Source organism: Actinoplanes sp. NPDC026623 (genome assembly GCF_040638275.1).
Taxonomy (GTDB): domain Bacteria; phylum Actinomycetota; class Actinomycetes; order Mycobacteriales; family Micromonosporaceae; genus Actinoplanes.
On the sequence record NZ_JBEZXZ010000001.1, the window covers coordinates 1 to 23,624 of the forward strand.

Genomic DNA, 23,624 nt, shown 5'->3' on the forward strand with positions numbered 1-23,624 from the left:
CCGCAAGCCCCGCGCGCCGCAAGGCCCGCGCGCCGCAAGGCCCGCGAGCGCCGCGAGCCCCGCGAGCGCCGCAGGCACCGCAAGCACCGCAAGCACCGCAAGCACCGCAAGGATGCGGTAGCGAGGAGTGCTGGCGGTGACGAGATATGCGCGGGTCTGCCCGCGCCGCCGCCCACGGACTCGTCACGTCACGCGCGCGGAGGACCCGTTCATCGAGGGCGAGCACCCGCAAGTCGAAGATATCGAGGGCGGCCGGAACCTGCCGGTGCTCGAGTTCTGGGGAATCTGATGCGCGGAGCTCGCGAAGGGAGCCCACGTGGCCCGGGACGACCCTTGAGACGGCCCAGGCGGCTCTGAATCGTGCCAGACGTTGCCCAACACCGGATGTCCGAAAGCGTCGCTCTGTGCGTGAGTGAGGGGGTCCCAAGCGGGGAGTCCGGCGCACCCGCGTGCGTGGCCTTGGGCCGCCTCTCATGGAGTGCGGACCCACCTGGTGTGCGTGGCCTTGGGCCGCCTCTCATTGGACTGCGGACCCACCCGGCGTGTGCGTGACCTTGGGTCAATCGCAAACGGGAGTTCTCGACGCTATCGCTGATGGTCAGACATCGTCCCGCGTGGCGAAGTCCGGCGGGCCGCGAGGAGGCATCCCCATGGGGACAGAAGCTGGCCTAAATGGCAGTTAATTTCGGGTCACATTCCTGGTTGTAGAGGAGTCACTCGATATGTCTGTCAAGGCGATCCCCGAGGGCTACACGACCGTCACGCCGTGGATCATCTCCCGCGATACGGCCGCGGTCATCGAGTATCTGCGAAAGGCTTTCCACGCCGAGGAACTGGGCCGGGTGATCGACGCCCGTGGGCTGATCGGACACGCGGAGGTCCGCATCGGCGATGCGATCGTGATGCTCTTCGACGGCCACTCGTCCTGGCCCGCTACGCCCGCGTTTCTTCGGTTGTATGTCGAGGATGCCCACGCTGTGCATCGCGAGGCGGTCGAGGTAGGCGGCGTGTCGATCTCGGAGGTCACCCATCTGGCGTTCGGCGACCTGGTGGGGCGGGTGCGCGATCCGTTCGGCAACGTCTGGTGGATCCAGTCGCACATCGAGGACGTGCCGCCCGAGGAGATGACGCGACGCTTCGGCGATCCGCAGTTCGCCGCGGCGATGGAGTACATGCAGCGCCCGGACACCGAGTTCTTCTCCCGGAGTTGAGTCCGGGCCGGGGACTGCCGGCGCCGCGAGAGAGCGGCAGCGCTCTGATCCGCGGTTGAGTGGCGGCGGGCGGTTTGCCGCGTCGCGGTGAAAGCGGCGGCGCCCTCATCCGCAGTTGAATCGCGGCGGGCGGACTGCGGGCGTCGCGCGCGAGAGAGGGACAGCGCCCTCATCCGCCGGGGGCGCCGACCCTCCGTTCTAAAGGCCGATCATCGACCCCGGCTTCACCACAGAAGTTGGCGATCAGGCCGACGTCAGTTCGCGACCGCGACCGCGCCAGCCTGCAAGAGAAGTCCCCGAGACCGGCTGCGAGAGAAAATCGGCCACGCTCCGACGGGAGCGTGGCCGATTCACACGTATGACACGGGCGGGAGCGCCGCGGTCAGCTGCTGCGGTAACCCGCGTTGTGGTATTCCTCGGCCTGGGTGCCGCCGTCACGGCTGAAGTCCCAGCCGCCGGCCGCCTCGCGGCCGGGGCGGCCACCGATCGCGTAGCCGCCGATCTCCTGGCCGCGGCGCCAGCCCCGGAAGTATCCGGTGGTGTGCGCCGCGATGCTCGCCGCGTCGCGGACGATGCGCAGCGGGCGCTCCTCGCGCAGCGGGGAGCCGGGGACCAGGTTGGCCTGGGGGACGCGCTTGGGCAGCCCGGCCGACGACGTCTCCGCCGCCACGGACGGCTTGGAGGCCTTTTGGGCCGCGCGCCAGCCGGTGTCGGACGCGTTCGTCCAGTCCAGGTTGTCCGCGGCCTCCTCGTCGTGGCCGGTGAACCAGGCGGACCTGGCCGCGGCGAAGATCAGCAGGTCGCCGTCGCCCTCGGCCGGAACCGGGGGTGCGGCGCTGCGGTCCAGCGCGGTCAGCGTCGTGCGGCGGGCCGGGGTGCGGCCGTTTCGTCCGCCTCGCTCGTCGACCAGCCGCAGCGGCGGCAGGTCGGTGACGGCGGTGACGTCGGCCGGGGTGTTCGCCAGGCCGCCGAGTTGAGACTCGACCAGGCGCAGCGCCGGCGGCTCCTTCGGCATGTCCTGCCAGGGCGGGCGCACCCGGCCGTCGGCCGGAGGGCTGCTCACCGCGGCGGGCGGGGGAGCCGCGGCGAGGTCGTCGCCGCCGTTCATGAGCGGCCAGTTGGCGCGGGAGCCGGGCTCGGGCAGGTCCGCCGCGCGCTGGGCCGGCATCGGCAGGGAGTAGTCCGTCGCCCCGTTCGCGGCAGGGGGCGCCGACGTGCGGGTATTGGGCCGCGACGGTATGACCGTGCGCTGACGCTCGGCGCGGGCGCTGCTCATCGCCGCGTTCGTCAGGGTGGGCCGGAACGGCTGGCCGGCGTCCGCGGGCGGGACCGAGGACGGGCGCGAGCCCGGCACGATCGGCGTCATTCCCGGCGGGGGCGGCGGAACCGAGACGGGGCGACTGGCCGGACCGGGGTTGGCTGTCCGGCTCGGCAGGCCCGCGGCGGCGGCCGGGGCGACCGGCGGGGGCGCGACCGGGCGAGGCGCCAGCGGCGGCGGCATGACCGGCTCGGGCGCGACGGGCGGGCTGGTCAGGGGGCGCGGCGTCACGGGGGAACCGGTCGCGGCTGCGGGTTCGGGCCGTCCGCGGCGAGGAATCCTGGCGTCGACTGTGGCCGGCGAGCGCACCGGCTGGAGGCCGGCGGCCGGCTCGGTGGCGCGGCGCGAGCCGCCCTGCCGGCGGCCGGGTGCGCCGGCGGCGGACTGGGTGCTGACCCGGGCGGCGAGGGTGCCGACGAGCGCCTCGCAGGCGGCGTCACAGGAGCGCACCGCGCCGATGGCGTGCCGGACGGTGTCCGCGGCGGCCGGTGACAGCGCCTTGTTGACGCCACCGCGGCGCGGGGACTCGCCGATCGCCACGACCAGCGCGGTGACGGCGGCGACGACCTGGTCGTCGGTGCCGGCACCGGCGCGGGTGAGCTCCGCGGCGACGTCCTCGGCGACCTGCTCGGTCTCGTGGCCGCGGCCGGTGAGGCGGCTGGGCTCCGGCAGCGCGTCCAGCACGGCCAGGGCCAGCGGGTGCGCCGGGTCCGGGTAGGCGCGCAGGGCGGCCGGGTAGAGCTCGCGAAGGACCTCGCGCAGGGCGGTGGCCGCGGCGTGCCGGCCGTTGAGCATCGTGACGTGCGCCGCGAGCACGGGCTTGTAGCTGACCAGCTCGCGGGGGGCCGGGATGGTGACGGCCGCGATCGCACCCGCCTGCAGCGCGCGGGCCAGGCCCACCGCGCGACGGGCGGCCGGCGGCGCCGAGATCTCCTCGGGGGAGTCGTCGTCGGCGAACCGCTCGGCGAAGTCGTCGGTGGAATCGTCGTCGGCAACTACCAGGGGACGGCCGGCTGCGGTCAGCAGCGACGTGACCATGTGGTCGTCGCTGTCGGCAGCGACCGCGGCGTCCGTGAATCCGCTCGTCCGTTCCACGAGCAGCGTCCCCAACTGGGCATAACCCGTCGGGTCGTCGCTGATCTCGTGAACGCCGAGCAGCCTTCCCGCGTCGTCCACGACGGCGATGGTCAGTTGCGAACCGGCCGAAGCCGTCCGCACCGTCTCATCAGCCGACGCCAGACCGCAGTACACGCGCACGAGCGCCACGGCGTCGTCCTCCTCCCCGAGACTGCTGTTTTCGGCCAAGGACTGATGGTCCCTGTTGAGGGGTCAGTCGCGCCAGTCCACAGCGGCAGAGATCTTGCCGATAATCGAACGCCAGCCCAGACTCGCCTGTTGTGCCCCGATTTTACGGAGCTTCCGGCGTCCAAAGAAACCGCCCATTCCGCCACTCTCGGCTGACCGCAGGGACTCGTCCAGGTCATCGAGCGGCGAACCGGGCGCCAACGCCAGGATCACCGGCTTCAAATGCAGCGCGTGGCCCAGGTCTCGGGCCACCTCGCCGGCGTTGATGAGCAGCGGCAGGTCCCACGTGTCGTGCCCGCCGCGCAGGTTCTCCACCACGAGATCCAACTCGTAGCGGTCGTCCGGCTTGGGGTCGACGTCAGACGACTGTACCCGCTCGGCGACGGTCGCCCAGGTGTCGAGCTGGGCGAGGTCGTGCGGAGCACCCGAACGAATGAAGGAGGTCAGCGATTCGGGGGTCTTGAAGGCGAGCAACTTGCCACGGTGGCTGAGGAAGATGGGCACCTCCTCGTCTTCCGGCGCCTCCTCCTCGGCCTCCTCGGCCTCCTCGGCGAAGTCGGCCGCGTCGGGCTCGTCGACGACCTCGCCGTCCTCGGTGGTGATGGTGCCGTCCGTCTTGCGCTCGGACCGGGTGCCGGAGTCGCCCTCGGCGACCAGCGCCGAGAAGTCGTCGACGACGCCCGCCTCCTCGGCGGCGCGGGCCGCGGCGGCGCGGTCGCGGGCCTCGAAGGGGTCGTCCTCGTCGGCCACGACCTCGGTCGGGGTCAGCTCGGACGCGAGCCGGTATGCGCGCAGGGTCAGGCCGACGCCGCCCGGCATCGCGATCTCGACGGGCGAGATTCGGACCTCGTCCCACAGCTCACGGCCGGAGAGTCCGTCCTTGAGGACGGCCTTCTCCTCCTTGACCGTCGAGCCCTCTTCGGGCGACTGGCTGGTCACGGTGACCTCCGGGTTGGTTCAAGTCAGCTGTTCGGACGGTGAGTCTGGGCACACACCTTAGTGTGCGTGCCTGGAGGGCGGCCGACCGAGGTCAGAAACCCTTGGGGTGCCACACCGTCTTGGTCTCCAGCAGCGCCGTCATCGGGCGCAGGCCGGGGTCGGCGGTGAAATCGGGCGTGCCGGCCGGCGGCCGGATGACCCGCTTGAGACTGCCCGCCGCGGCCCGTTCCAGGTCGGCGGCGAGCGCCGGGTCGGCCACGCCGGTGAGGTCGAGCGCGTTGACGTCGTCGTGCGACGCCAGCCACGGCGCGGTCTCGGCGGGCCGGCCGGTGAGGATGTTGACCACGCCGCCGGGCAGGTCCGAGGTCGCCAGCACCTCGGCGAGGGTCACGGCCGCCTGCGGGGCGGGCGACAGCACGACCACCGTGTTGCCGGTGACGATCGCGGGCGCGATGACGCTGACCAGCCCGAGGAACGAGGCCGGCGAGACCACGCCGACCACGCCGGTGGGCTCGGGCGCCGAGATGTTGAAGAACGGGCCGGCGACCGGGTTGGCGCCGCCGTGCACCTGGGCGATCTTGTCGGACCAGCCCGCATACCAGACCCAGCGGTCGACGGCGGCGTCCACCTCGGCGGACGGCACACCCAGCGCGATGAACTCGCCGCGCCGAGCCTCGATCATCTCGGCGATCCGGTAGAGCACCTGCCCCCGGTTGTAAGCGGTCGCCGCGCCCCACTTGGCCTGCGCCTTGCGCGCCGCCACGACGGCGTCGCGGGCGTCCTTGCGGGAGGCGAGGGCCGCGTTGTCCCCGTCCACGAGATAGGTCCGTCCCGATTCGCTGCGCGGGAAGGCCCCGCCGATGAACAGCTTGTAGGTCTTGCGCACGGCGAGCCGCCCGGCCGGTGCGACGGGTGCCACCGTGGTCGTGGCCGGTGCCTCGACGGCGGTTTTCGCCTTTCGCCCGGCCTTGGCCGGCGCGGCCGCGCCGGCTCGGGCGGAGACGACCTTCGCCGCCTTGGCGGCGGGCACGGTGCGGCTGCGCGCTGCCTTGGCGGCGCGCGTGGCCTTCGTCGGGGAAGTGGACTCAGGCAAGGTAGGCCTCCAGTCCGTGCCGGCCGCCCTCGCGGCCGTAACCGGACTCCTTGTAGCCGCCGAACGGCGACGTCGGGTCGAACTTGTTGAACGTGTTGGCCCACACCACGCCCGCGCGCAGCCTGTCGGCCATGGCGAGGATCAGCGAGCCCTTCTCGGTCCAGACGCCGGCCGAGAGCCCGTACGGCGTGTTGTTGGCCTTCTCGATCGCCTCGTCGGGCGTGCGGAAGGTCAGCACCGACAGCACCGGCCCGAAGATCTCCTCGCGGGCGATCCGGTGTGCCTGTGTCACGCCGGTGAAGATGGTCGGCGCGAACCAGTAGCCCTGCGCCGGCAGCTCGCACTGCGGCGACCAGCGCTGCGCGCCCTCGGAGTCGCCGATCTCCGACAGCTCGTGGATCCGGGAGAGCTGCGCCGCCGAGTTGATCGCGCCGATGTCGGTGTTCTTGTCCAGCGGGTCGCCGACCCGCAGCGTCGCCATCCGGCGCTTGAGGGCGGTGAGCACCTCGTCGTACGCGGACTCCTGCACCAGCAGCCGCGACCCGGCGCAGCAGACGTGCCCCTGGTTGAAGAAGATGCCGTTGACTATGCCCTCGACGGCCTGGTCGATGGGCGCGTCGTCGAAGACGATGTTCGCCGCCTTGCCGCCCAGCTCGAGGGTCAGCCGCTTGCGGGTGCCCGCGACGGACCCGGCGATCTGCCGGCCCACCTCGGTCGAGCCGGTGAACGCCACCTTGTCGACGCCGGGGTGCTCGACCAGCGCGCGGCCGGTCTCGCCGGCGCCGGTGATGATGTTGACGACCCCGGGCGGCAGGTCGGCCTGCCGGCAGATGTCGGCGAAGAAGAGCGCCGACAGCGGCGTGGTCTCGGCCGGCTTGAGCACGACCGTGTTGCCGGCCGCCAGCGCCGGCGCGATCTTCCACGCGAGCATCAGCAGCGGGAAGTTCCACGGGATCACCTGTGCCGCGACGCCGAGCGGCCGGGGGTTCTGGCCGTAGCCCGCGTACGCCAGCTTGTCGGCCCAGCCCGCGTAGTAGAAGAAGTGCGCGGCGACCAGGGGCAGGTCGACGTCGCGGGACTCCTTGATCGGCTTGCCGTTGTCGAGGGACTCGAGCACGGCCAGCTCGCGGGAGCGCTCCTGGATGATGCGGGCGATCCGGAACAGGTATTTGGCGCGCTCGGCGCCGGGCAGCGCCGACCACGGGCCGAAGGCGCGCCGGGCGGCGGCGACGGCCAGGTCGACGTCCTCGACGCCGGCGGAGGCGACCTCGGCGAGGACCTCCTCCGAGGCGGGGTTGACGGTCTTGAAGACGCCGCCGGAGGGCGAGGCGGGCACGAAGGAACCGTCGATGAACAGGCCGTAGGAGGGTGCGATGTCGACGACCGAGCGGGACTCGGGCGCCGGAGCGTATTCGAACATCCTGCTGGTCTCTCCTTGCAATGCGACGGAGCCGCTGTCGGGGGACATGGCTCAGTCCAGCGTGAAGTAGTCCGGGCCGGCGTAATGGCCGGTGGCGAGCTTGGTCCGCTGCATCAGCAGGTCGTTGAGCAGTGAGGAGGCGCCGAACCGGAACCAGTCCGGGTCGAGCCAGTCCGAGCCCACCGTCTCGTTGATCAGCACGAGGTACTTGATGGCGTCCTTGGTAGTGCGGATGCCGCCGGCGGGCTTCACGCCGATCTGGCGGCCGGTCTGCGCCCGGAAGTCCCGGACGGCCTCGAGCATCACCAGCGTCACCGGCAGCGTCGCGGCGACGGGCACCTTGCCGGTCGAGGTCTTGATGAAGTCGGCGCCGGCGAGCATGGCCAGCCAGGAGGCGCGGCGGACGTTGTCGTAGGTGCCCAGCTCGCCGGTCTCGAGGATCACCTTGAGGTGCGCGGAACCGCACGCCTGCTTGACCGCGACGATCTCGTCGTACACATGGTCGTAACGGCCGGAGAGGAACGCACCCCGGCTGATCACCATGTCGATCTCGTCGGCGCCGCCGGCGACGGCGTCCCGGGTGTCGGCGAGCTTGACCTCGAGCGGGGCCTGGCCGGACGGGAAGGCGGTGGCCACGCTCGCCAGGTGCACGCCGGAGCCGGCCAGCACCTCGGCGGCCACCGGGACCATCGCCGGATAGACGCAGACCGCGGCGACGCTGGGGCAGGACGGATCGGCGGGGTCGGGGCGCAGCGCCTTGGCCGACAGCGCACGGACCTTGCCGGGGGTGTCCGCGCCCTCGAGCGTGGTCAGGTCGACCATCCGGATCGCGAGATCGATCGCCGCGGCCTTCGCGGTCGTCTTCACCGACCTGGTGCCGAGGGCGGCCGCCCGGGCCTCGACCCCGACCTTGTCAACCCCGGGCAGTCCGTGCAGGAAAGACCGGAGGTTGAAGGCGGAACCGGACACGTCGGGCAGTCTCGACGTCGCTGTCGCAGTCATGAGAAGGATTCTACGCGGCCCTACAGCAATTGATCTTGGGGAACCCCGGTAGGTTGATCGGCGTGGACGTACTCGTTGTTGATCACCCGCTGGCCCAGTCCCGACTCACCGTCATGCGCAATGCGGAGAGCGACTCCGGAGCCTTCCGCGCCGCACTGCACGAGCTGACCACGATGGTCGTTTACGAGGCCGCCCGCTCCTTCGAGATCGAGCGGTTCGCGATCAACACCCCGGTCGCGCCGACCCAGGGCACCCGGCTGGCCAACCCGCCGCTGATCGTGCCGGTGCTCCGGGCCGGCCTCGGCATGGCCGACGCCGCGCTGGCGCTGCTGCCCGAGTCGTCGATGGGCTTCGTGGGCCTGGCCCGCGACGAGAACACCTACGAGCCGCGCGCCTACATGGAATCGCTGCCCGGCGACCTGTCCGGCCTGCCCGTGCTGGTGCTGGACCCGATGCTGGCCACCGGCGGCTCGCTGGTGCACTGCTGCCAGCTGCTGGTCGACCGGGGCTGCACCGATGTCATCGTCTGCTGCGTCCTCGCCGCACCCGAGGGCGTCGAGCGGCTGCGTGACTCTGGGCTACCGCTGCGCCTGATTACAGCGAGTATCGACGAGGGCCTGAACGAGAAGATGTACATCGTCCCCGGCCTCGGTGACGCCGGTGACCGTCAGTTCGGCGGTATGCCCAGGTTCTGAGGGCCAGGAAATACTGGCGAAACGGCTATTCCAGGTGTGCGGTGGGTAACCGGTCGATGAATTCACCGCGTCGGACGGCCGAGGCGATCCGGTCATAAAGCGACATACGGCGACGCGACCACGGGTTTTCGGGCGGCCGGACCCCGGTCCGGTGACGGATGCGGACGATGCATCCGTACGAGATCTCACGTTCGGTAGGGTACTGTTCCGGCCGCCAAGAGTGCCGTGCCGGAGCCGCTGAGTGCCGTGGCGGAACCGCCGAGCCACGTCAGCTCATCCGGCGTCGTATCGCCGTGCGTACACAGGAGGACCGCCCATGACTGGGCTGCAGGACGCCATTCCGCCCGCTCGTCCGGTCATCGGTGAGGCCGAGATCGACGCCGCCGTTCGCGTTCTGCGCAGCGGCATGGTCGTGCAGGGCCCCGAGGTCGCCGCGTTCGAGGCCGAGTTCGGCGAGATCGTCGGCGGCCGGCACTGCGTGGCCGTCAACTCCGGGACGTCGGCGCTTCAGCTCTCGCTGATGGCGCTCGGCTTCGGCCCGGGTGACGAGATCATCGTGCCGTCGTTCTCGTTCGCCGCGAGCGCGAACGCCGTCCGCCTCGTCGGCGCCACCCCGGTGTTCGTCGACATCGAGGCCGACAGCTTCTGCCTGGACCCGGAGGCGATCGCCGCGGCGATCACCCCGCGCACCGTCGCGATCATGCCGGTGCACCTCTACGGCCACCCGGCGGCGATGGCCCGCATCATGCAGATCGCCGAGCAGAACAGCCTCGCGGTCGTCGAGGACGCCGCGCAGGCGCACGCCGCGGCGGTCGACGGCAAGCCCGTCGGCAGCTTCGGTGCGGTCGGCTGCTTCAGCTTCTACCCCACGAAGAACATGCACTCGCTCGAGGGCGGCATGATCAGCACCGGGGACGCGCAGCTGGCACGCACCCTGCGCCTGCTGCGCAACCAGGGCATGGAGGCGCGCTACCAGAACGAGATCGTCGGCGCGAACATGCGGATGACCGACGTCGCCGCCGCGATCGGCCGGGTTCAGCTCACCCAGCTCGCCGGCTGGACCGAGCGCCGCCGGGCGAACGCCGCCTACCTGAACGAGCGCCTCACCGGTGTGGTCGTCCCGCCGGTCGCCGAGGGCGCCAAGCACGTCTACCACCAGTACACGATCCGGTTCACCGGTGACCGGGACGCGTTCCAGGCCGGGCTCAAGGAGCGCGGCATCGGCAACGCCGTCTACTACCCGACCCCGATCCACAAGCTGCGCCCGTACCTGGGCGAGGACGGGATGCCGGGCCCGTGGAAGCTGCCGGAGACCGACCGGGCCGCCGACGAGGTCGTGTCGCTGCCGATCTTCCCGGGGCTGACCACCGGCGAGCTCGACCGCATCGTCGAGGCCGTCAACGCCGTGGCGGTGCAGGCATGAGCTCGAAGGTCCTGCGCGCGGGCCTGATCGGCCTCGGCGCGATGGGGCGCAACCACGCCCGCGTGCTCAACCTGCTGGACGGCGTCGAGCTGGTCGGCGTGCTCGACCCGGCGCCCGGCGCGGCCGCGCCGTTCGGCGTGCCCGTGGTGACCGACATCGAGCAGTTCATCGCCCTCGGGCTGGACTACGCGGTGGTGGCCTGCCCGACCGGCCTGCACGAGGAGGTCGGCCTGCGGCTGGCCGAGGCCGGTGTCTGCGCCCTGATCGAGAAGCCGCTCGCGCCCTCGCTGGAGGCCTCCAAGCGGCTGGTCGAGGCGTTCGAGAGCCGTGGCCTGGTCGGCGCGGTCGGTCACATCGAGCGTTACAACCCCGCGCTGCAGAGCCTGCGGTCCCGGCTCGAGGCCGGCGAGCTGGGCGACATCTACCAGGTGGTCACCCGCCGGCAGGGCCCGTTCCCGGGCCGGATCGCCGACGTCGGCGTGGTGATGGACCTCGCCACCCACGACATCGACCTGACCGCCTGGGTCACCGGCCGCAGCTACGAGAACGTCTCCGCGCGCACGGTCTCCCGCAGCGGGCGCCCCCACGAGGACATGGTCTCCGTGGTCGCCTCGATGCAGGACGGCCTGATGGCCAACCACCTGATCAACTGGCTGAGCCCGATGAAGGAGCGGTCGACGGTCATCACCGGCGCGAAGGGCTGCTTCATCGCCGACACGCTGACCGCCGACCTGACCTTCTTCGCCAACGGCGCGATCGGCACCGAGTGGGAGGCGCTGCGCGCGTTCCGCGGTGTCTCCGAGGGCGACATGGTCCGGTACGCGATCCCGAAGCGGGAGCCGCTGCTCGTCGAGCACGAGCGGTTCCGCGACGCGGTCGAGGGCAAGGAAAGCGACATCGTGACACTGCGCCAGGGCATGCGTACGGTGGAAGTGGCCGCCGCGATCCTGGAGTCGGCGAAGGCCGGCAACACGGTGCACGTGCCGGCCCTGCCCGCCGCCTGACCACTTAGGACTTCGTATCGGCCGGGGTGGCGCTCTCACGTCATCCCGGCCGAATCGGTTGTCCGCCCGCATAGTTTGCAGACGGTCATTTCCGGGACGCCTCCCATAACGTAGATTCCTGGTCCGACGGCCTACCGGACACACGCTCGAGACAAGGTGGAAGCCAGTTGGACATCGACGGTCATCCGCGGGGGGCGGACACGGCACGCGAGGCGGTCCCACCGGACCGCGCGGTGCCGGACGTGACGGTGATCGTCGCGGTGTACAACACCATGCCCTATCTCACCGACTGCCTGAGGTCGGTGCTCGAACAGACCATCGGCGTCGACCGGCTGGAGCTGGTGGCCGTCGACGACGGCTCCACCGACGGCGGCGGCGCGGAGCTGGACCGCTGGGCCGAGCGGTATCCGGGCACCATGAAGGTGCTGCACCAGGCCAACTCCGGCGGCCCGGCCGGGCCGAGCAACCGGGCACTCGAGCTCGCCACCGGCCGCTACGTCTACTTCCTCGGCGCGGACGACACCCTCGGTGCCGAGGCCATGGAGCGGCTGGTGGCCACCGCGGACGAACTCGACGCGGACATCGTCCTGGGCCGGCTGGTCGGCACCGGCGGCCGGGTGGTCAACCAGGCCGTCTACGAGCCGGGCAACCGCGACGACATCGACCTGGTCAACTCGGCGCTGCCCTGGGCGCTGTCCAACACCAAGCTGTTCCGGCGCTCGCTGATCGAAGAGCACGGGATCCGCTACCCGGAGGACCTGCGTTCCGGCAGCGACCAGCCGTTCACCATCCGCGCGGTGGTGGCGGCCCGGCGGATCGCGGTCCGCTCCGACTACGAGTTCTACTTCGCGGCCCGCCGCGCGGACTCCAGCAACATCACCTACCGCACCTCGCTGTCCGGCTTCGCCCGCGACACCGCGATCATCATGGACGCCGCGGCCGATGTGATCACCGATCCGGTGGCCCGGGCCAAGGTGCTGCACCGGCACTTCACCTGGGAGCTGGGCAAGCTGCTCGGCAAGCGGTTCCTCACGGTCGACCGCGAGGAGCAGCGCCGGGTGCAGGAGGGCGTTCGCAAGCTCGCGGAGACCTACCTGACCGACGAGATCCGGGCCGGCCTGGACGTGCAGCGCCGGGTGCCGCTGAGCATCGCGCAGTTCGGCACCCTCGACGACCTGATCGCGGTGGCCCGGCACCAGGCGCAGCACGGCTTCTCCCCGCTCACGTTCAGCGACGACCGTTACTACATCGGCTATCCCGGCTTCCGCGCCGGCTTCCCCGACGAGTGGTTCGACGCCACCTCGCAGCTGCGCCGCACCGCCCACCAGGACGGGCCGGCGCGGGTCCACTGGGGACGCGCGTCCGACGGCCGTAAGGCGCTGGTGGTCACCTGGCGCAGCCTGCTGACCGACCTGGAACCGACCGGTCCCGCCGCGGTGCAGATCGCGCTGGGCCGCCGGCAGGCCGAGTTCACGGCGCGGAGCGACGGCAGGGACGGCTCCGTCATCACCGCGGTGCTGCCGCTCGACGTGCTGGTGGACGGGACGGTCGTCAAGCGTGCCCGGCGGCTGCGGCTCTCCGGCTCCGGCGAGGACGAGAACTACAGCTACGCCGTGATCGCCGCCGACGTCAGTGCCGCCCAGCGCCGGGTGCACCGGCGCGGCGCCGGCCTCTACCTGATCAGCGCCGCCCTCGACGAGAGCGGCCGGATCGGCGTCGTCGCCGTGCCGCTGACCCCGCGCCGGGTCGTCGGCCGGGTGCTGCGCAAGCTGGGCATGCGCCGCCCGTAAGGCTGAGCCCGCCTGGGGCCGGGCGCCGTCCGGACCGGCGGGTGCGTCGTCGCCGCCCGCCAGAGATTCGGATAATGCTGCCCTGTACGGTCGCTGTGGCGACAGGTGACCGTCCAGGTTGTCGAGGGGAAACTGTGGACCAGGAGTGCAACGTATGACAGCCAGCGAGCGGAAGCCCCGCCTGTTGTATCTCGCCTTCTACTTTCCACCCTCGCGGGCCAGCGGCGTCTACCGGGCGCGGGCGACGGCCAACCACTTCGCGCGCGCCGGATGGGACGTCACCGTCCTGGCCGCGCCGCTGGGCTTCCTCTATGACGTGATCGGCTCCACGGACGACAAGCTGCTCGAAACCGTCGATCCGCAGGTCTCGGTCGAACGGCCCGAGCTCGACACGTTCCGGTGGGAGCAGGAACTGCAGAACATGAGCTGGATGCGCGGCATGATGCCGAACGTTTCCAAGCGGTTCTTCGAGTGGCGCGAGGCCAAGCAGTTCCCCGAGCCCTACGTCTCGTGGGCACGATCGTCGGTGGTCAAGGGTCTCAAGCTGCACCGGCGCAAGAAGTTCGACGCGGTGCTGGCCACGGGAAACCCGTTCGGTGCCTTCGCCGCCGCCTGGGCGATCGGCAAGCTGGCCCGGATCCCGTACGTGATCGACTACCGCGACTCCTGGACCCTCGACCTGTTCAAGGACGAACCCGCGTTCCCGCCGAAGCACCCGACGTGGAAATGGGAACGCCGCGTCATCGACAGCTCCGCGGCGGTGGTGTTCGTGAACAACGCGCTGCGCGACTGGCATGCCGAGCGCTACCCGGAGGCGGCGGACCGGATGATGGTCGTGCCGAACGGGTGGGATCCGGATCTGCTCGAGTTGCCGCCAACGCCCGAGGTGCCGGCCGAGCCGCAGCGCCCGCTCAACTTCAGCTATCTCGGCACGATCACCACCCATCAGCCGATGGAGGAGATGGCCGAGGCCTTCCGGATCGCCCGCGAGCACCCGGCGCTGGCCGGAGCGGAGCTCAACCTCTTCGGGCACCTCGGCTTCTTCCAGCAGAGCCACCTGAGCCTGCTGACGCGGCTCGGGCTGAACGCCTCCGGGAAGGTCGACCCGGACCTGGACGCCGGCCTGCGGCTGCGGGGGCCGGTGGCGAAGACCGAGGTGTCGTCGGTCTACGCCGACAGTGACGCGCTGGTGTTCCTGGCGGCCGGTGGCCGTTACGTCACCTCGGGCAAGATCTTCGAGTACATGGCGACCGGCCGGCCGATCGTCTCGGTGCATGCGCCGGACATCGCCGCGCGCGAGGTCCTCGAGGGCTACCCGCTGTGGTTCCACGCCGACAGCCTCGACCCCGAGAAGCTGGCGCAGTCCTTCATCGAGGCCGGCATCGCGGCGCGTCAGGCGGACCCGGAAACCCGCGAGGCCGCCCGCCGGCATGCCACCATCTTCAAGCGGGACGCGCTGCTGGCGCCGCTGGAAGCTCGTCTGCGTCAGGAGTTGTCGTCGTGAGTACGTCAGCCGACCCGGTGACCAGGCCGCGCGTCGTCGTCATCGCCCTGGGCTACAAGCCGGCCTGGCGGGTGCGGTCCTACGTGCAGGACCTCGTGGACGCCGACGTCGAGGTCGACCTGCTCCTCGCGGAGAACAGCAGCACGAACGACGTCGAGATCGATCCCCGGGTCCGGGTGCACCGCGTGTTCGGGGTGGAGGCGGCCGAGGTTCTGGTCCGGCGGATCGAGCGTGGCGTTCTGTTCACCCTGCCGGGCAAGGTGCTCGGCAAGGCCCGGTCGATGACCGTCGACCGGGCGGCGCTCAAGCCGGTGGACGTCGGCCTGTCGGTGACCCAGCGGGCACAGTCGTGGGTGTCCCGGGGCATCCACCGCAAGCTGTTCTGGCCGGCGTTCAAGATGATGCGCCCGATGATGCTGTCGCGTAAGGCGCGGGGTCCCGCCATGAAGCTGGACCTGGCCCGGGCCGACCGCATCGTGGCCGCCGATCACGCGGCCGTGCCGCTGGCGTGGCGGCTGTCGCGCCGCTATCCCGGCGTCCGCACGACGACGTCCCTGGATCGCAAGCCGTACGTCGGATAGCCGTACCGGGAGGGGCCCCTCGCGGGGCCCCGGCCCGTCAGCGTGCGGCGAAGCGCTCGGCCAATACCTCGACGACCCGCTTTGCCGCCGCGCCGTCGCCGTACGGCGTGCCGCGCTCGGCGGTCGGCGCGGGCCGGGTGGCCAGCGTCTTCCAGGAGTCCCCGAGGTCGTCGGGGTCGGTCACCAGGTGGTTCCAGCCGTCGGCGAGCGTCTCCACCCACTCCGTCTCGCTGCGCAGCGTCGTGCACGGGCGGCCCAGCAGGTAGGCCTCCTTCTGCAGGCCACCGGAGTCGGTGACCACGCCGGCTGAGCCGAGCACCGCGGCCACCATCGAGGCGTACGGCAGCGGCGCGCCGACGTGCACGGCCCCGCGCTGCAGCTCGAGTCCCTGAGCCTGCGCCCGGGCGATGAGGCGCGGGTGTGCCAGCAGCGCCACCGGGACGGGCAGGTCGGCGAGCGCACCCACGAGCTGGGCCAGCCGCTTCGGGTCGTCGGTGTTCTCCGCGCGGTGCAGGGTGGCGAGCAGGTACGGCTGCGCCGGGTCGATGCCGTCGGGCAGCACCGGTGCGGAGTGCCGCCCGGCCAGCACGTCGTCGCGGACCCGATGGCAGACGTCGACCATGACGTCGCCGACCAGCGTCGTGCGGTCGCCCAGGCCCTCGGCCCGCAGGTGGCGCACGGCCTCCTCGGTCGGCGCGAGCAGCAGGTCGGCCGCGTGGTCGGTGAGCACGCGGTTGTGCTCCTCGGGCATCCGGCGGTTGAACGAGCGCAGGCCGGCCTCGAGGTGCGCCACCGGGATGTGCATCTTGACCGCGGCGACGGCGCCGGCGAGCGTCGAGTTCGTGTCGCCGTACACCAGGACCCAGTCCGGCTTCTCCAGCTCCAGCACCGGGTCCATCGCGCTCAGCACGGCACCGGTCTGCACGCCGTGGCTGCCCGAGCCGACACCCAGGTGCACGTCCGGGTCCGGGATCCCGAGCCCGGTGAAGAAGACGTCCGAGAGGTTGGCGTCGTAGTGCTGTCCGGTGTGGACGATCACGTGCTGGTGGTGTGTGCCGGCGAACGCGTGCGCGATGGGCGCCAGCTTCACCAACTGTGGCCGAGCACCGACAATACTCAGGACCTTCATCGCAGACTTACTCCGTGAGCTCGGGGATCCATACAGGGATCGAAGGGGCTAGATCTTCTGGCCGGGGGTCTCGTCGGCGGCACCGCGCTTGCGCCAGATGCGGACGAGCCCGACCGGCACGCTGACGATGGCCTTGCCGGGCTTGCGCGCGCCCTGCACGACGGTGTTTCCGACCCGGAAGGTCGTCGACGCGCGCAGGTTGGCGACGTCGTTGCGCGCCCGCTCGACCCGGGCGTCCGCCTTCGCGACCGTGGTGGCGAGCTCCTTCTCCAGCTGCCGGATCCGCTTGTCCTGCTCCTTCAGCCGGTCGCCGGCCTCGGCCAGCTTGAGGCGCAGGGGCCGGCTGAGCAGGTCGCCGAACACGTACTCACCGGTCAGGCGCAGCAGGGCGCGGAGGTCGGGCTCGTCACCGTCGGCGACGATCGGCGCGTCCGAGAGGTGAGTGCGCAGCGGGATGAGGCGGTCGACCCGCGCGGCCACGACGGCGCAGTGCGCACCCTGCCCCGCGGCGTTGTCGATCGGAATCACCTGAAGCACCTGGCACCCGGCGGTGACCAGCTCCTCGAGGACCTGGTGGTAGGGCAGGTCCAGCAGGGGCCAGCCGAGCAGAATCATCGCCCGGCCGCCGACGGGCAGGTCCCGCAGCGCCGGCGCGACCGCCTCCGCCTCGACCTGGGTGCCCTGCCTGGGCCCCACGAAACCGACCAACAGGGTGTCGGCGTCCATCTTCTCGCCCGGCGCGTACGGCCGGTACGCGGTCTCCTCCGGAGCGCGGAGCTGCTCCCGCAGTACCTCCCCGGTCGCGCTGACCTCGACGATGGTCGTTACGTCGTCGAAGAGCGGAAGCAGTTCTCGAATAAGCATGTCGTCGCCGTTCCTCAGCCGATGCGGGTAAAGGTATAGAACCCGATAGGGCTCCGTCGGAAGCGGTACGGCTCCCAGTCGTCGAAGCGAAGGCCGCAGGCGTCCAGCAACGGCAGGTAGCGGTCGCGGCCCCGGCAGACCTGGTAGCTGCCGAAGACGTGGTCGTGGTCCTGTCCCCAGTCACCGATGATCAGCTTGCCGCCGAGCCGGACCAGTGAGGCCAGGTTGCGCACGGACCGGGTCCATTCCGCATCGTCCATGATGTGGAAGAGCACGTCGACCGTCATGACGGCGTCATAGAGCCAGGGTGACCGCCAGCCCGACAGGGAGCTCTGCTGATAGCGCGGGCCGCCGCCCAGGTCGTTGCACTGGGCGATCGCCGCCTCGCTCTGGTCGATGCCGTCGACCTGGTGACCGAATTTGGCGAGCTCCCGGCTGAAGTAGCCCTTGCCGCAGCCGGCGTCCAGCAGGTGGAGCGGCGCGGCGGGGCTGTTGTGCAGGCCGATGCGGTCCATGAGCATGGTCAGCCGGCGCAGGTAGAACATGTAGTTTGTGGCCTCGTCGAAAGAGATGTGGCCACCCGATCGTAGATCGGACTCCCGCTGATGGCGGTCGTTCCAGAACTTCGAGACTTCCGCCTCGGTGAGCACCGTCATGGCATGATCCACTTTCGCGGGCGGGAACAGTGATGCGATCCTGCGCAGACTAGTACCTCGTTCGGGTCCGTGGTCATCAGCCCCCGGACGCCGATCGGGGAACGCGAGGGTCAGGAGATGTGGTCGACGCTGTAGGCCAGGCCGACCCGGCTGCCGGTGCCGAGGGTGTCCATCACCTGCGCCGCTTCCGGCATGGAAACCGGGTCGGCGATGACGATCCAGTCGAACGGGCGCGGGCTGCGGGTGATGTGCTGCGCGACGAGCGCGCTGCGGGTGTCTCCCCGCAGCCGCTGGTAGGCCGGCATGAACACGCGCCGGTGGAACCGGTCGGCGACCTTCTTCTTGTACGCGCCGGCGGCACGCTTACCCCGTCGGCCGAGCACCTTCCTCAGCAGGAACTCAGGACCGCGGTAGACGACCAGGCGCTCGATCCGCAGGGGCAGCTGGGCCCGCTGCAGTGACGCGGAGTCGATCACCGTGACGCCGGTGGCGAACCCGGCACGCTGCCACGGCGCGATCGACTCGACCATCACGGTGGCGGTGCCGCCGTCCGCGACCACCTTGGCGCACTCCTCGACCACGGCTCGCTTGCGGCTCGCGCCCAGCGCCAGAAACAGGATATTCACTCGAACCACACTCGGTGATGCATCCGGGCCACGGCGGGGTAGCCGTAGCGTTCGTTGAGCGTCTGCTGGGCCTTGTCCAGATCGAGCCCCTGCGGGAACCGGTCGCGCAGGCGCCGGTAGCCCTCGACCAGCGAGGCGTCGTCCTCCTCGACGGCGACGAGTTCGCCGGCGGCGTCCTCGATCCCGGCGAGCGTCTCCTCCGGACCGCCGCATCGGGTGACCAGCACCGGCATCCCGGCGGCCACCGCCTCGACCACGGTCACGCCGAAGCTCTCCCAGCGGCTGGCGTGCACCAGCAGATCGTGCTCGCGCATCATCTGCAACGCGACCTCGGGCCCGACCGATCCGGCGAAGGTCACCACGTCCTGGACGCCGAGTTCCTCGGCCCGCTTGCGCAACTGGCCGCCGAGCTCACCGTCGCCGACGATGGTGAGCGTGAGCGCCGGGTCCTCGGCGTGGCACTTCGCGAACGCCTCCAGCAGCCAGTTGACACCCTTGCGCGGGATCAGGCCGCCGAGGAACAGCCAGCGGCGCAGCGCGGTCACCGGCTCCGGGCGGGGGTGATCGAAGGAGATCGGGTTGGGCACCAGGCTGACCTTCGCGGCGTGCCGGGGCAGCGCCTTCAGCAGCACGTCCCGGGTGCCGTCGCCGACCACGAACAGGCCCTCGCAGCGGTCCAGCACCTTGTCGTACATCTCCCGGGCGTCGCTCTGATCGAGCAACTGCTCCAGGAAGCTGGCGTGCTCGGTGACGAACAGCCTGGTCTCCGGCCGCAGGTGATCGAGCACGGCCCAGCCGCTCGGCAGCGCCTCGTGCACGTGGACCACATCCGCGTCGATGAGCTTGCCGTCGAGCGCGGCGCGCAGGGTCGCCTCGTGGCGTGTCGCGGTGTCCGCGAAGCCGACCTCCGCCGGCATCGGCACCGGCAGGTAGTTGAGCGTCGCGCCGGCGACCGTCGACGAGACCCGCTTGGTCCGCGGCAGCAGCGCCAGATGCGCCCGGTTGACCGCCTTGTCCTGGTCGGCGGAGATCTTCGCCGACCAGCGGTCGCCGTGGATGACCGTCATCGAGTCACACCCGGGCGCCGTCGCCTCCACCATCGTCTGTACGAAGGCACCGCGGAACGGCAGCAGCCGGGTCGGGTACCACGGCGTGACCACCGTTACGTGCCGCGAGCCGGTGGGCACCGTCATCGGGCGGCCTGGGGAAGCGACTCGGCTGCGGTTTCCGGGTCGGCCGTGCCGGCCGGCTCGGCGACCGCGGCGACGGCGGGAACGAGCTCGGAGTAGACCTGGTCGAGCACGGCGGCCTGCGCCTCCCAGGTCCAGCTCAGCAGCAGCTCCTCCTTGTACGCGGCGCGGTACTTGTCGGGGTCGGCCAGCACCAGGCGAACCACGCGGACGAAGTCGTCGAGATCCTGCGCCTTGAAGACCTCGCCCTGGTTGGTGCTGCGCACCATCGCGGCCATGGTCCGGATGTCGCTGGTGATCAGCGGCAGGCGGGCGTGCGAGTACTCGAAGAACTTGTTGCTCAGCGCGATCTCGTGGTTGGGCAGGTGGTGCAGCGGGCTGACCGCCGCGTCCGCCGTGCGCAGGTAGTCGGACACCTGCCAGTGCGGGACGTAGGGCAGCATGTGCACCCGGTCGGCGACGCCCAGCGCCTCCGCCCGCTCGCGTGCCTTGTCGACCGGCGAGTTCTTGCCGTTCGGGTGCACCGAGACCATCGCCACGTGCACCTCGGGCAGGTGCGGCAGCGCGTCGATGATGATGTCGACGCCGCGCACCGGGGTGATGCCACCGACGTACGCGAGCAGGGGCACGTCCGGCCCGATGCCGCAGTCGGCCCGCAGATCGGGCACGGCCGCGGCGCTCTCGTCCGAGGCGGGTGCCTGCACGGGCGAGTTCATCACCACGTTCGGCTTGGTGGCCAGCCCGTGCTCCTCCTGGAGCAGGTCGGCCAGCGGCGGCGAGACGGTGACCACGGCGTCGGCGAACGGCACGAACTCGGCCTCGTGCGCGGCGACCGCGGGCAGCCAGCGCGGGTTGTGCCGCGGCACCAGCCCGGGTGCGTACTCGTGTGCGTCCCAGACCAGCTTGGTGTTGCGGCCCTTGGCCCGGGCCCGGATGGTGGCGCGCGCGCCGACCGCGAGCATCCGGAAGTCGTTGGCGTGGATGATGTCCGGCTCGAGCTTGTCGATCACATTGCGGAAGGCGAGCTCCCACTGCCACAGCGACGGGTCGAGCCGGCGCCAGGCGCGGTCGCCCATGAGCGCCTTCCAGATCCAGATCGGCGCCCGGTTGAGGATCTTGGTGTTGTCCTTGCGGGCCTCGCGCAGCCGCCGCGTCTCGGAGGCGCGCAGCCGCGTCCACACGGCGAGCGACTTGGTGGTGACCCGGGCCGGCAGCAGCGCGGCCTTGCCCATGGCGTGTGCGGCCGGGGAACCGCCGGCCCGGCGCTTGGCGTTGAGCAGCGCGAAACGGGTGGTCAGGTCGGCGTGCCGGACCTTCACCAGCTCCAGCCGGTAGGCCTGCTCCTTGCCCGGCGGGTAGGCCAGCGGCCGGCGCAGGCTGCGGCGCCAGGCGGTCGGCGCGACGGTCAGCTTGTCGCCCATCGGCACCAGGCGCACCTCGGCGTCGCCGATCATCCAGCTCTCGAGCGGCGAATCGCGGCGCTCGCCGAGGAGGATGACCTCCCACCCGGCGGCGGCCATGGACCGCGCTTCCTTCTGCACTCGGGAGTCGCCCCGCACGTCGTTGTCAACGAGCATGACAACACGGCCGCGCGTGGCCCTGGCCTGGTTGGCGGGCATGGGTGATCCTCCTGCTGAACGCAATTTCGGCGCGTGACGGGGGAAGGTTACCTTGCCGCGTCCAGCCTGGCTCATGGCGTCCAGTCGGCGTAGCCGGTAGCACTTCAGCCGTACAGCGGCGGCGGGCCGTACAGTTTTTTGTGACCGCCTCGCCCCTCTTGGCGGCGGAGCGTATTCTCCGGGACCGCCTCGGCCCTCTCGGCGGCGGCGGCTATGTATTCTCCATCGACGTGGTCCCTCGTTATTGCCACATTCCACGTCGTGAGCACCATCACCCACACCAGCCGAATAGCCGGCCGTTCGACGCCGGCTTAGCAGGAGGATGTCCCCCAGCATGAAGATCTGTGTCGTCGCCCTGGGCAAGATCGGGCTGCCGCTCGCCGTCCAGTTCGCGTCCAAGGGACACACCGTGATCGGTGCGGACGTCTCCGAGCCGACCGTCCGCACGGTCAACGAAGGCCTCGTGCCCTTCCCCGGAGAGGCCGACCTCGACGTCAAGCTGAGCCAGGCGGTCAACGCCGGCCTGCTGACGGCCACCACCGACACCGCGGCCGCGGTCGCGCAGGCCGACGCCGTCGTGGTCGTGGTTCCGCTGTTCGTCGACGGCGAGGGCATCCCCGACTTCGGCTGGATGGAGTCCGCCACCCGGGACATCGCCCGTGGCCTGCGGCCCGGCACCCTGGTCAGCTACGAGACCACGCTGCCGGTCGGCACCACCCGCAACCGCTGGGCGCCGCTGATCGAGGAGGGCTCCGGCCTGGTCGCCGGGCGCGACTTCCACCTGGTCTTCAGCCCCGAGCGGGTGCTCACCGGCCGGGTCTTCGCCGACCTGCGCAAGTACCCGAAGCTGATCGGCGGCGTCGACGCCGGGTCGGCGCAGCGCGGCGTGGAGTTCTACGAGGCGGTGCTCGACTTCGACGAGCGTCCCGACCTCAGCCGCGCCAACGGCGTCTGGGACCTCGGCTCGGCCGAGGCCGCCGAGCTGGCGAAGCTGGCCGAGACGACCTACCGGGACGTCAACATCGGGCTGGCGAACCAGTTCGCCCGGTTCGCGGACACCGTCGACGTCGACGTGAACCTCGTCATCGACGCCTGCAACACCCAGCCGTACAGCCACATCCACCGGCCGGGCATCGCGGTCGGCGGTCACTGCATCCCCGTGTACCCGCGGCTCTACCTCTGGAACGACCCGTCGGCCACGGTCGTGCGTGCCGCCCGCGAGGCGAACGCCGCGATGCCGGCGTACGCGGTGGACCTGCTCGCCGCCGCGGTCGGTGACCTCGACGGGCTCGGCGTGCTGGTGCTCGGCGCGGCGTACCGGGGCGGGGTCAAGGAGACCGCGTTCTCCGGTGTCTTCGCGACGGTGGAGGAGCTGCGCCGCCGCAACGCGAAGCCGTACGTGTCCGACCCGATGTACAGCGCGGCGGAGCTGACCGCCCTGGGCCTGCCGCCGTGGGACGGCGAGCAGCTCGGTGCCGCGGTCGTGCAGGCGGACCACGCCGAGTACCGCACCCTCACCGGCGATGACCTGCCGGGCGTCAAGGTGCTGGTCGACGGGCGCCGGACCACCGACCCGGAGCGCCTCGAGGGCATCCGCCGGATCGTCATCGGCGGCTGATGACCTGGTCCCGGGGCGGCCCGCCGCCCCGGGACGATCATCATCGGGTTACCGGCGCTCGGGATCGCGGCTGACGATCTCGCCGCTCTCGTCCACCCAGCCCTTGGGCCGGGCCGGGTTGCCGGCCACCAGCTGGTAGGGCTGCACGTCCTTGGTCACGACCGAGCCGGCGGCGATCATCGCGTACTCGCCGACCTCGATGCCGCAGACCAGCGTGGCGTTGGCGCCGATCGAGGCGCCGCGGCGCACCAGCGTCGGGGTGATCTTCCAGTCCGCGTTCTGGGCCCGGGGCCGCAGGTCGTTGGTGAACACCACGCACGGCCCGACGAAGACCTCGTCCTCGATCGTGACGCCCTGGTACACCGAGACGTTGTTCTGAATCTTGACGCGGCTGCCCACGACGGCGTTGGCGTCGAGGTACACGTTGCGGCCGATCACGCAGTCGTCGCCGACGACGGCGGACGAGCGGACATGGGCGAGATGCCAGACCTTCGTCCCCGCGCCGACCTGGGCACCGTCCTCCACGTCCGCGGACGGGTGAACGAAGGGCGGCCTGCTCTCAATGTTGGTGTCTTCCATCAGGGCAGTGTGATGCCCGGCCTGCCGGTTGTCGAAATCGGGAGATAATTCCGGCATC

The 23,624-nt window shown here is 71.0% G+C and carries 21 protein-coding genes; 9 read left to right on the forward strand and 12 right to left on the reverse strand.

The window, feature by feature from the left end; all coding sequences use genetic code 11:
* Positions 1-136 precede the first annotated feature (136 nt).
* Positions 137-289 carry a hypothetical protein gene (locus AB0F10_RS00005; protein ID WP_360619322.1) on the forward strand — a complete coding sequence of 51 codons (153 nt, stop codon included), beginning with the start codon at positions 137-139 and terminating at the stop codon, positions 287-289.
* A 433-nt stretch (positions 290-722) separates the two neighbouring features.
* Complete coding sequence (locus tag AB0F10_RS00010) at positions 723-1,211, forward strand: VOC family protein (protein WP_360619324.1); 489 nt, start codon at positions 723-725, stop codon at positions 1,209-1,211.
* A gap of 382 nt (positions 1,212-1,593) precedes the next feature.
* On the opposite strand, the gene AB0F10_RS00015 is transcribed toward AB0F10_RS00010, so the two are convergent.
* The 5 genes from AB0F10_RS00015 to deoC all read right to left on the reverse strand — a co-directional run bounded on the left by AB0F10_RS00015 (position 1,594) and on the right by deoC (position 8,288).
* On the reverse strand, positions 1,594-3,834 hold the full coding sequence (locus tag AB0F10_RS00015) for a transposase (RefSeq protein WP_360619325.1): 2,241 nt from the start codon (positions 3,832-3,834) through the stop codon (positions 1,594-1,596).
* A gap of 24 nt (positions 3,835-3,858) precedes the next feature.
* Entirely contained in the window at positions 3,859-4,692 is an 834-nt protein-coding gene (locus AB0F10_RS00020; protein WP_360619510.1) for a DNA primase, read from the reverse strand.
* 172 nt (positions 4,693-4,864) lie between these two features.
* A complete protein-coding gene (locus AB0F10_RS00025) occupies positions 4,865-5,692 on the reverse strand; it encodes an aldehyde dehydrogenase family protein (RefSeq protein ID WP_360619512.1) in 828 nt (275 codons plus the stop codon).
* 166 nt (positions 5,693-5,858) lie between these two features.
* Entirely contained in the window at positions 5,859-7,286 is a 1,428-nt protein-coding gene (locus tag AB0F10_RS00030) for an aldehyde dehydrogenase family protein (RefSeq protein ID WP_360619326.1), read from the reverse strand.
* A 51-nt stretch (positions 7,287-7,337) separates the two neighbouring features.
* A complete protein-coding gene (gene deoC, locus AB0F10_RS00035) occupies positions 7,338-8,288 on the reverse strand; it encodes a deoxyribose-phosphate aldolase (RefSeq protein ID WP_360619328.1) in 951 nt (316 codons plus the stop codon).
* A 62-nt stretch (positions 8,289-8,350) separates the two neighbouring features.
* Between deoC and upp the strand changes: the two genes are divergently transcribed.
* The 6 genes from upp (at position 8,351) to AB0F10_RS00065 (ending at position 15,285) form a co-directional block, all read left to right on the forward strand.
* Positions 8,351-8,983 carry a uracil phosphoribosyltransferase gene (gene upp / locus AB0F10_RS00040; protein WP_360619329.1) on the forward strand — a complete coding sequence of 211 codons (633 nt, stop codon included), beginning with the start codon at positions 8,351-8,353 and terminating at the stop codon, positions 8,981-8,983.
* A gap of 316 nt (positions 8,984-9,299) precedes the next feature.
* On the forward strand, positions 9,300-10,406 hold the full coding sequence (locus AB0F10_RS00045) for a DegT/DnrJ/EryC1/StrS family aminotransferase (protein ID WP_360619331.1): 1,107 nt from the start codon (positions 9,300-9,302) through the stop codon (positions 10,404-10,406).
* A complete protein-coding gene (locus AB0F10_RS00050; protein ID WP_360619332.1) occupies positions 10,403-11,410 on the forward strand; it encodes a Gfo/Idh/MocA family oxidoreductase in 1,008 nt (335 codons plus the stop codon). Before AB0F10_RS00045 ends, AB0F10_RS00050 begins: the two co-directional genes overlap by 4 nt.
* 167 nt (positions 11,411-11,577) lie before the next feature.
* Complete coding sequence (locus AB0F10_RS00055) at positions 11,578-13,200, forward strand: glycosyltransferase (RefSeq protein ID WP_360619333.1); 1,623 nt, start codon at positions 11,578-11,580, stop codon at positions 13,198-13,200.
* Positions 13,201-13,354: 154 nt separating this feature from the next.
* A complete protein-coding gene (locus AB0F10_RS00060; RefSeq protein ID WP_360619335.1) occupies positions 13,355-14,704 on the forward strand; it encodes a glycosyltransferase in 1,350 nt (449 codons plus the stop codon).
* Positions 14,701-15,285, forward strand: a complete 585-nt coding sequence (locus AB0F10_RS00065; protein ID WP_360619337.1) for a hypothetical protein — start codon at positions 14,701-14,703, stop codon at positions 15,283-15,285. Before AB0F10_RS00060 ends, AB0F10_RS00065 begins: the two co-directional genes overlap by 4 nt.
* Positions 15,286-15,322: 37 nt before the next feature.
* Here AB0F10_RS00065 and wecB read toward each other — a convergent pair whose 3' ends face one another.
* The 6 genes from wecB to AB0F10_RS00095 form a co-directional block, all read right to left on the reverse strand.
* Positions 15,323-16,414 (reverse strand): non-hydrolyzing UDP-N-acetylglucosamine 2-epimerase, encoded by a 1,092-nt coding sequence (gene wecB, locus AB0F10_RS00070; protein ID WP_360619338.1) that lies wholly within the window; start codon positions 16,412-16,414, stop codon positions 15,323-15,325.
* Between the two features lie 48 nt (positions 16,415-16,462).
* Positions 16,463-17,278 carry a hypothetical protein gene (locus AB0F10_RS00075; protein ID WP_360619340.1) on the reverse strand — a complete coding sequence of 272 codons (816 nt, stop codon included), beginning with the start codon at positions 17,276-17,278 and terminating at the stop codon, positions 16,463-16,465.
* 14 nt (positions 17,279-17,292) lie between these two features.
* Complete coding sequence (locus AB0F10_RS00080; protein WP_360619341.1) at positions 17,293-17,934, reverse strand: class I SAM-dependent methyltransferase; 642 nt, start codon at positions 17,932-17,934, stop codon at positions 17,293-17,295.
* Positions 17,935-18,044: 110 nt separating this feature from the next.
* Positions 18,045-18,560: a hypothetical protein gene (locus tag AB0F10_RS00085; RefSeq protein WP_360619343.1), complete on the reverse strand. Its 516-nt coding sequence runs from the start codon at positions 18,558-18,560 to the stop codon at positions 18,045-18,047.
* Positions 18,557-19,753 (reverse strand): glycosyltransferase, encoded by a 1,197-nt coding sequence (locus tag AB0F10_RS00090; protein ID WP_360619344.1) that lies wholly within the window; start codon positions 19,751-19,753, stop codon positions 18,557-18,559. Before AB0F10_RS00090 ends, AB0F10_RS00085 begins: the two co-directional genes overlap by 4 nt.
* Complete coding sequence (locus AB0F10_RS00095) at positions 19,750-21,327, reverse strand: glycosyltransferase family 4 protein (protein WP_360619346.1); 1,578 nt, start codon at positions 21,325-21,327, stop codon at positions 19,750-19,752. The genes AB0F10_RS00090 and AB0F10_RS00095 overlap by 4 nt, the downstream gene beginning before the upstream one ends.
* A gap of 376 nt (positions 21,328-21,703) precedes the next feature.
* Between AB0F10_RS00095 and AB0F10_RS00100 the strand changes: the two genes are divergently transcribed.
* Positions 21,704-22,987: a nucleotide sugar dehydrogenase gene (locus AB0F10_RS00100; protein WP_360619347.1), complete on the forward strand. Its 1,284-nt coding sequence runs from the start codon at positions 21,704-21,706 to the stop codon at positions 22,985-22,987.
* A 48-nt stretch (positions 22,988-23,035) separates the two neighbouring features.
* On the opposite strand, the gene AB0F10_RS00105 is transcribed toward AB0F10_RS00100, so the two are convergent.
* Positions 23,036-23,566: an acyltransferase gene (locus AB0F10_RS00105; RefSeq protein ID WP_360619348.1), complete on the reverse strand. Its 531-nt coding sequence runs from the start codon at positions 23,564-23,566 to the stop codon at positions 23,036-23,038.
* Between the last annotated feature and the right edge of the window lie 58 nt (positions 23,567-23,624).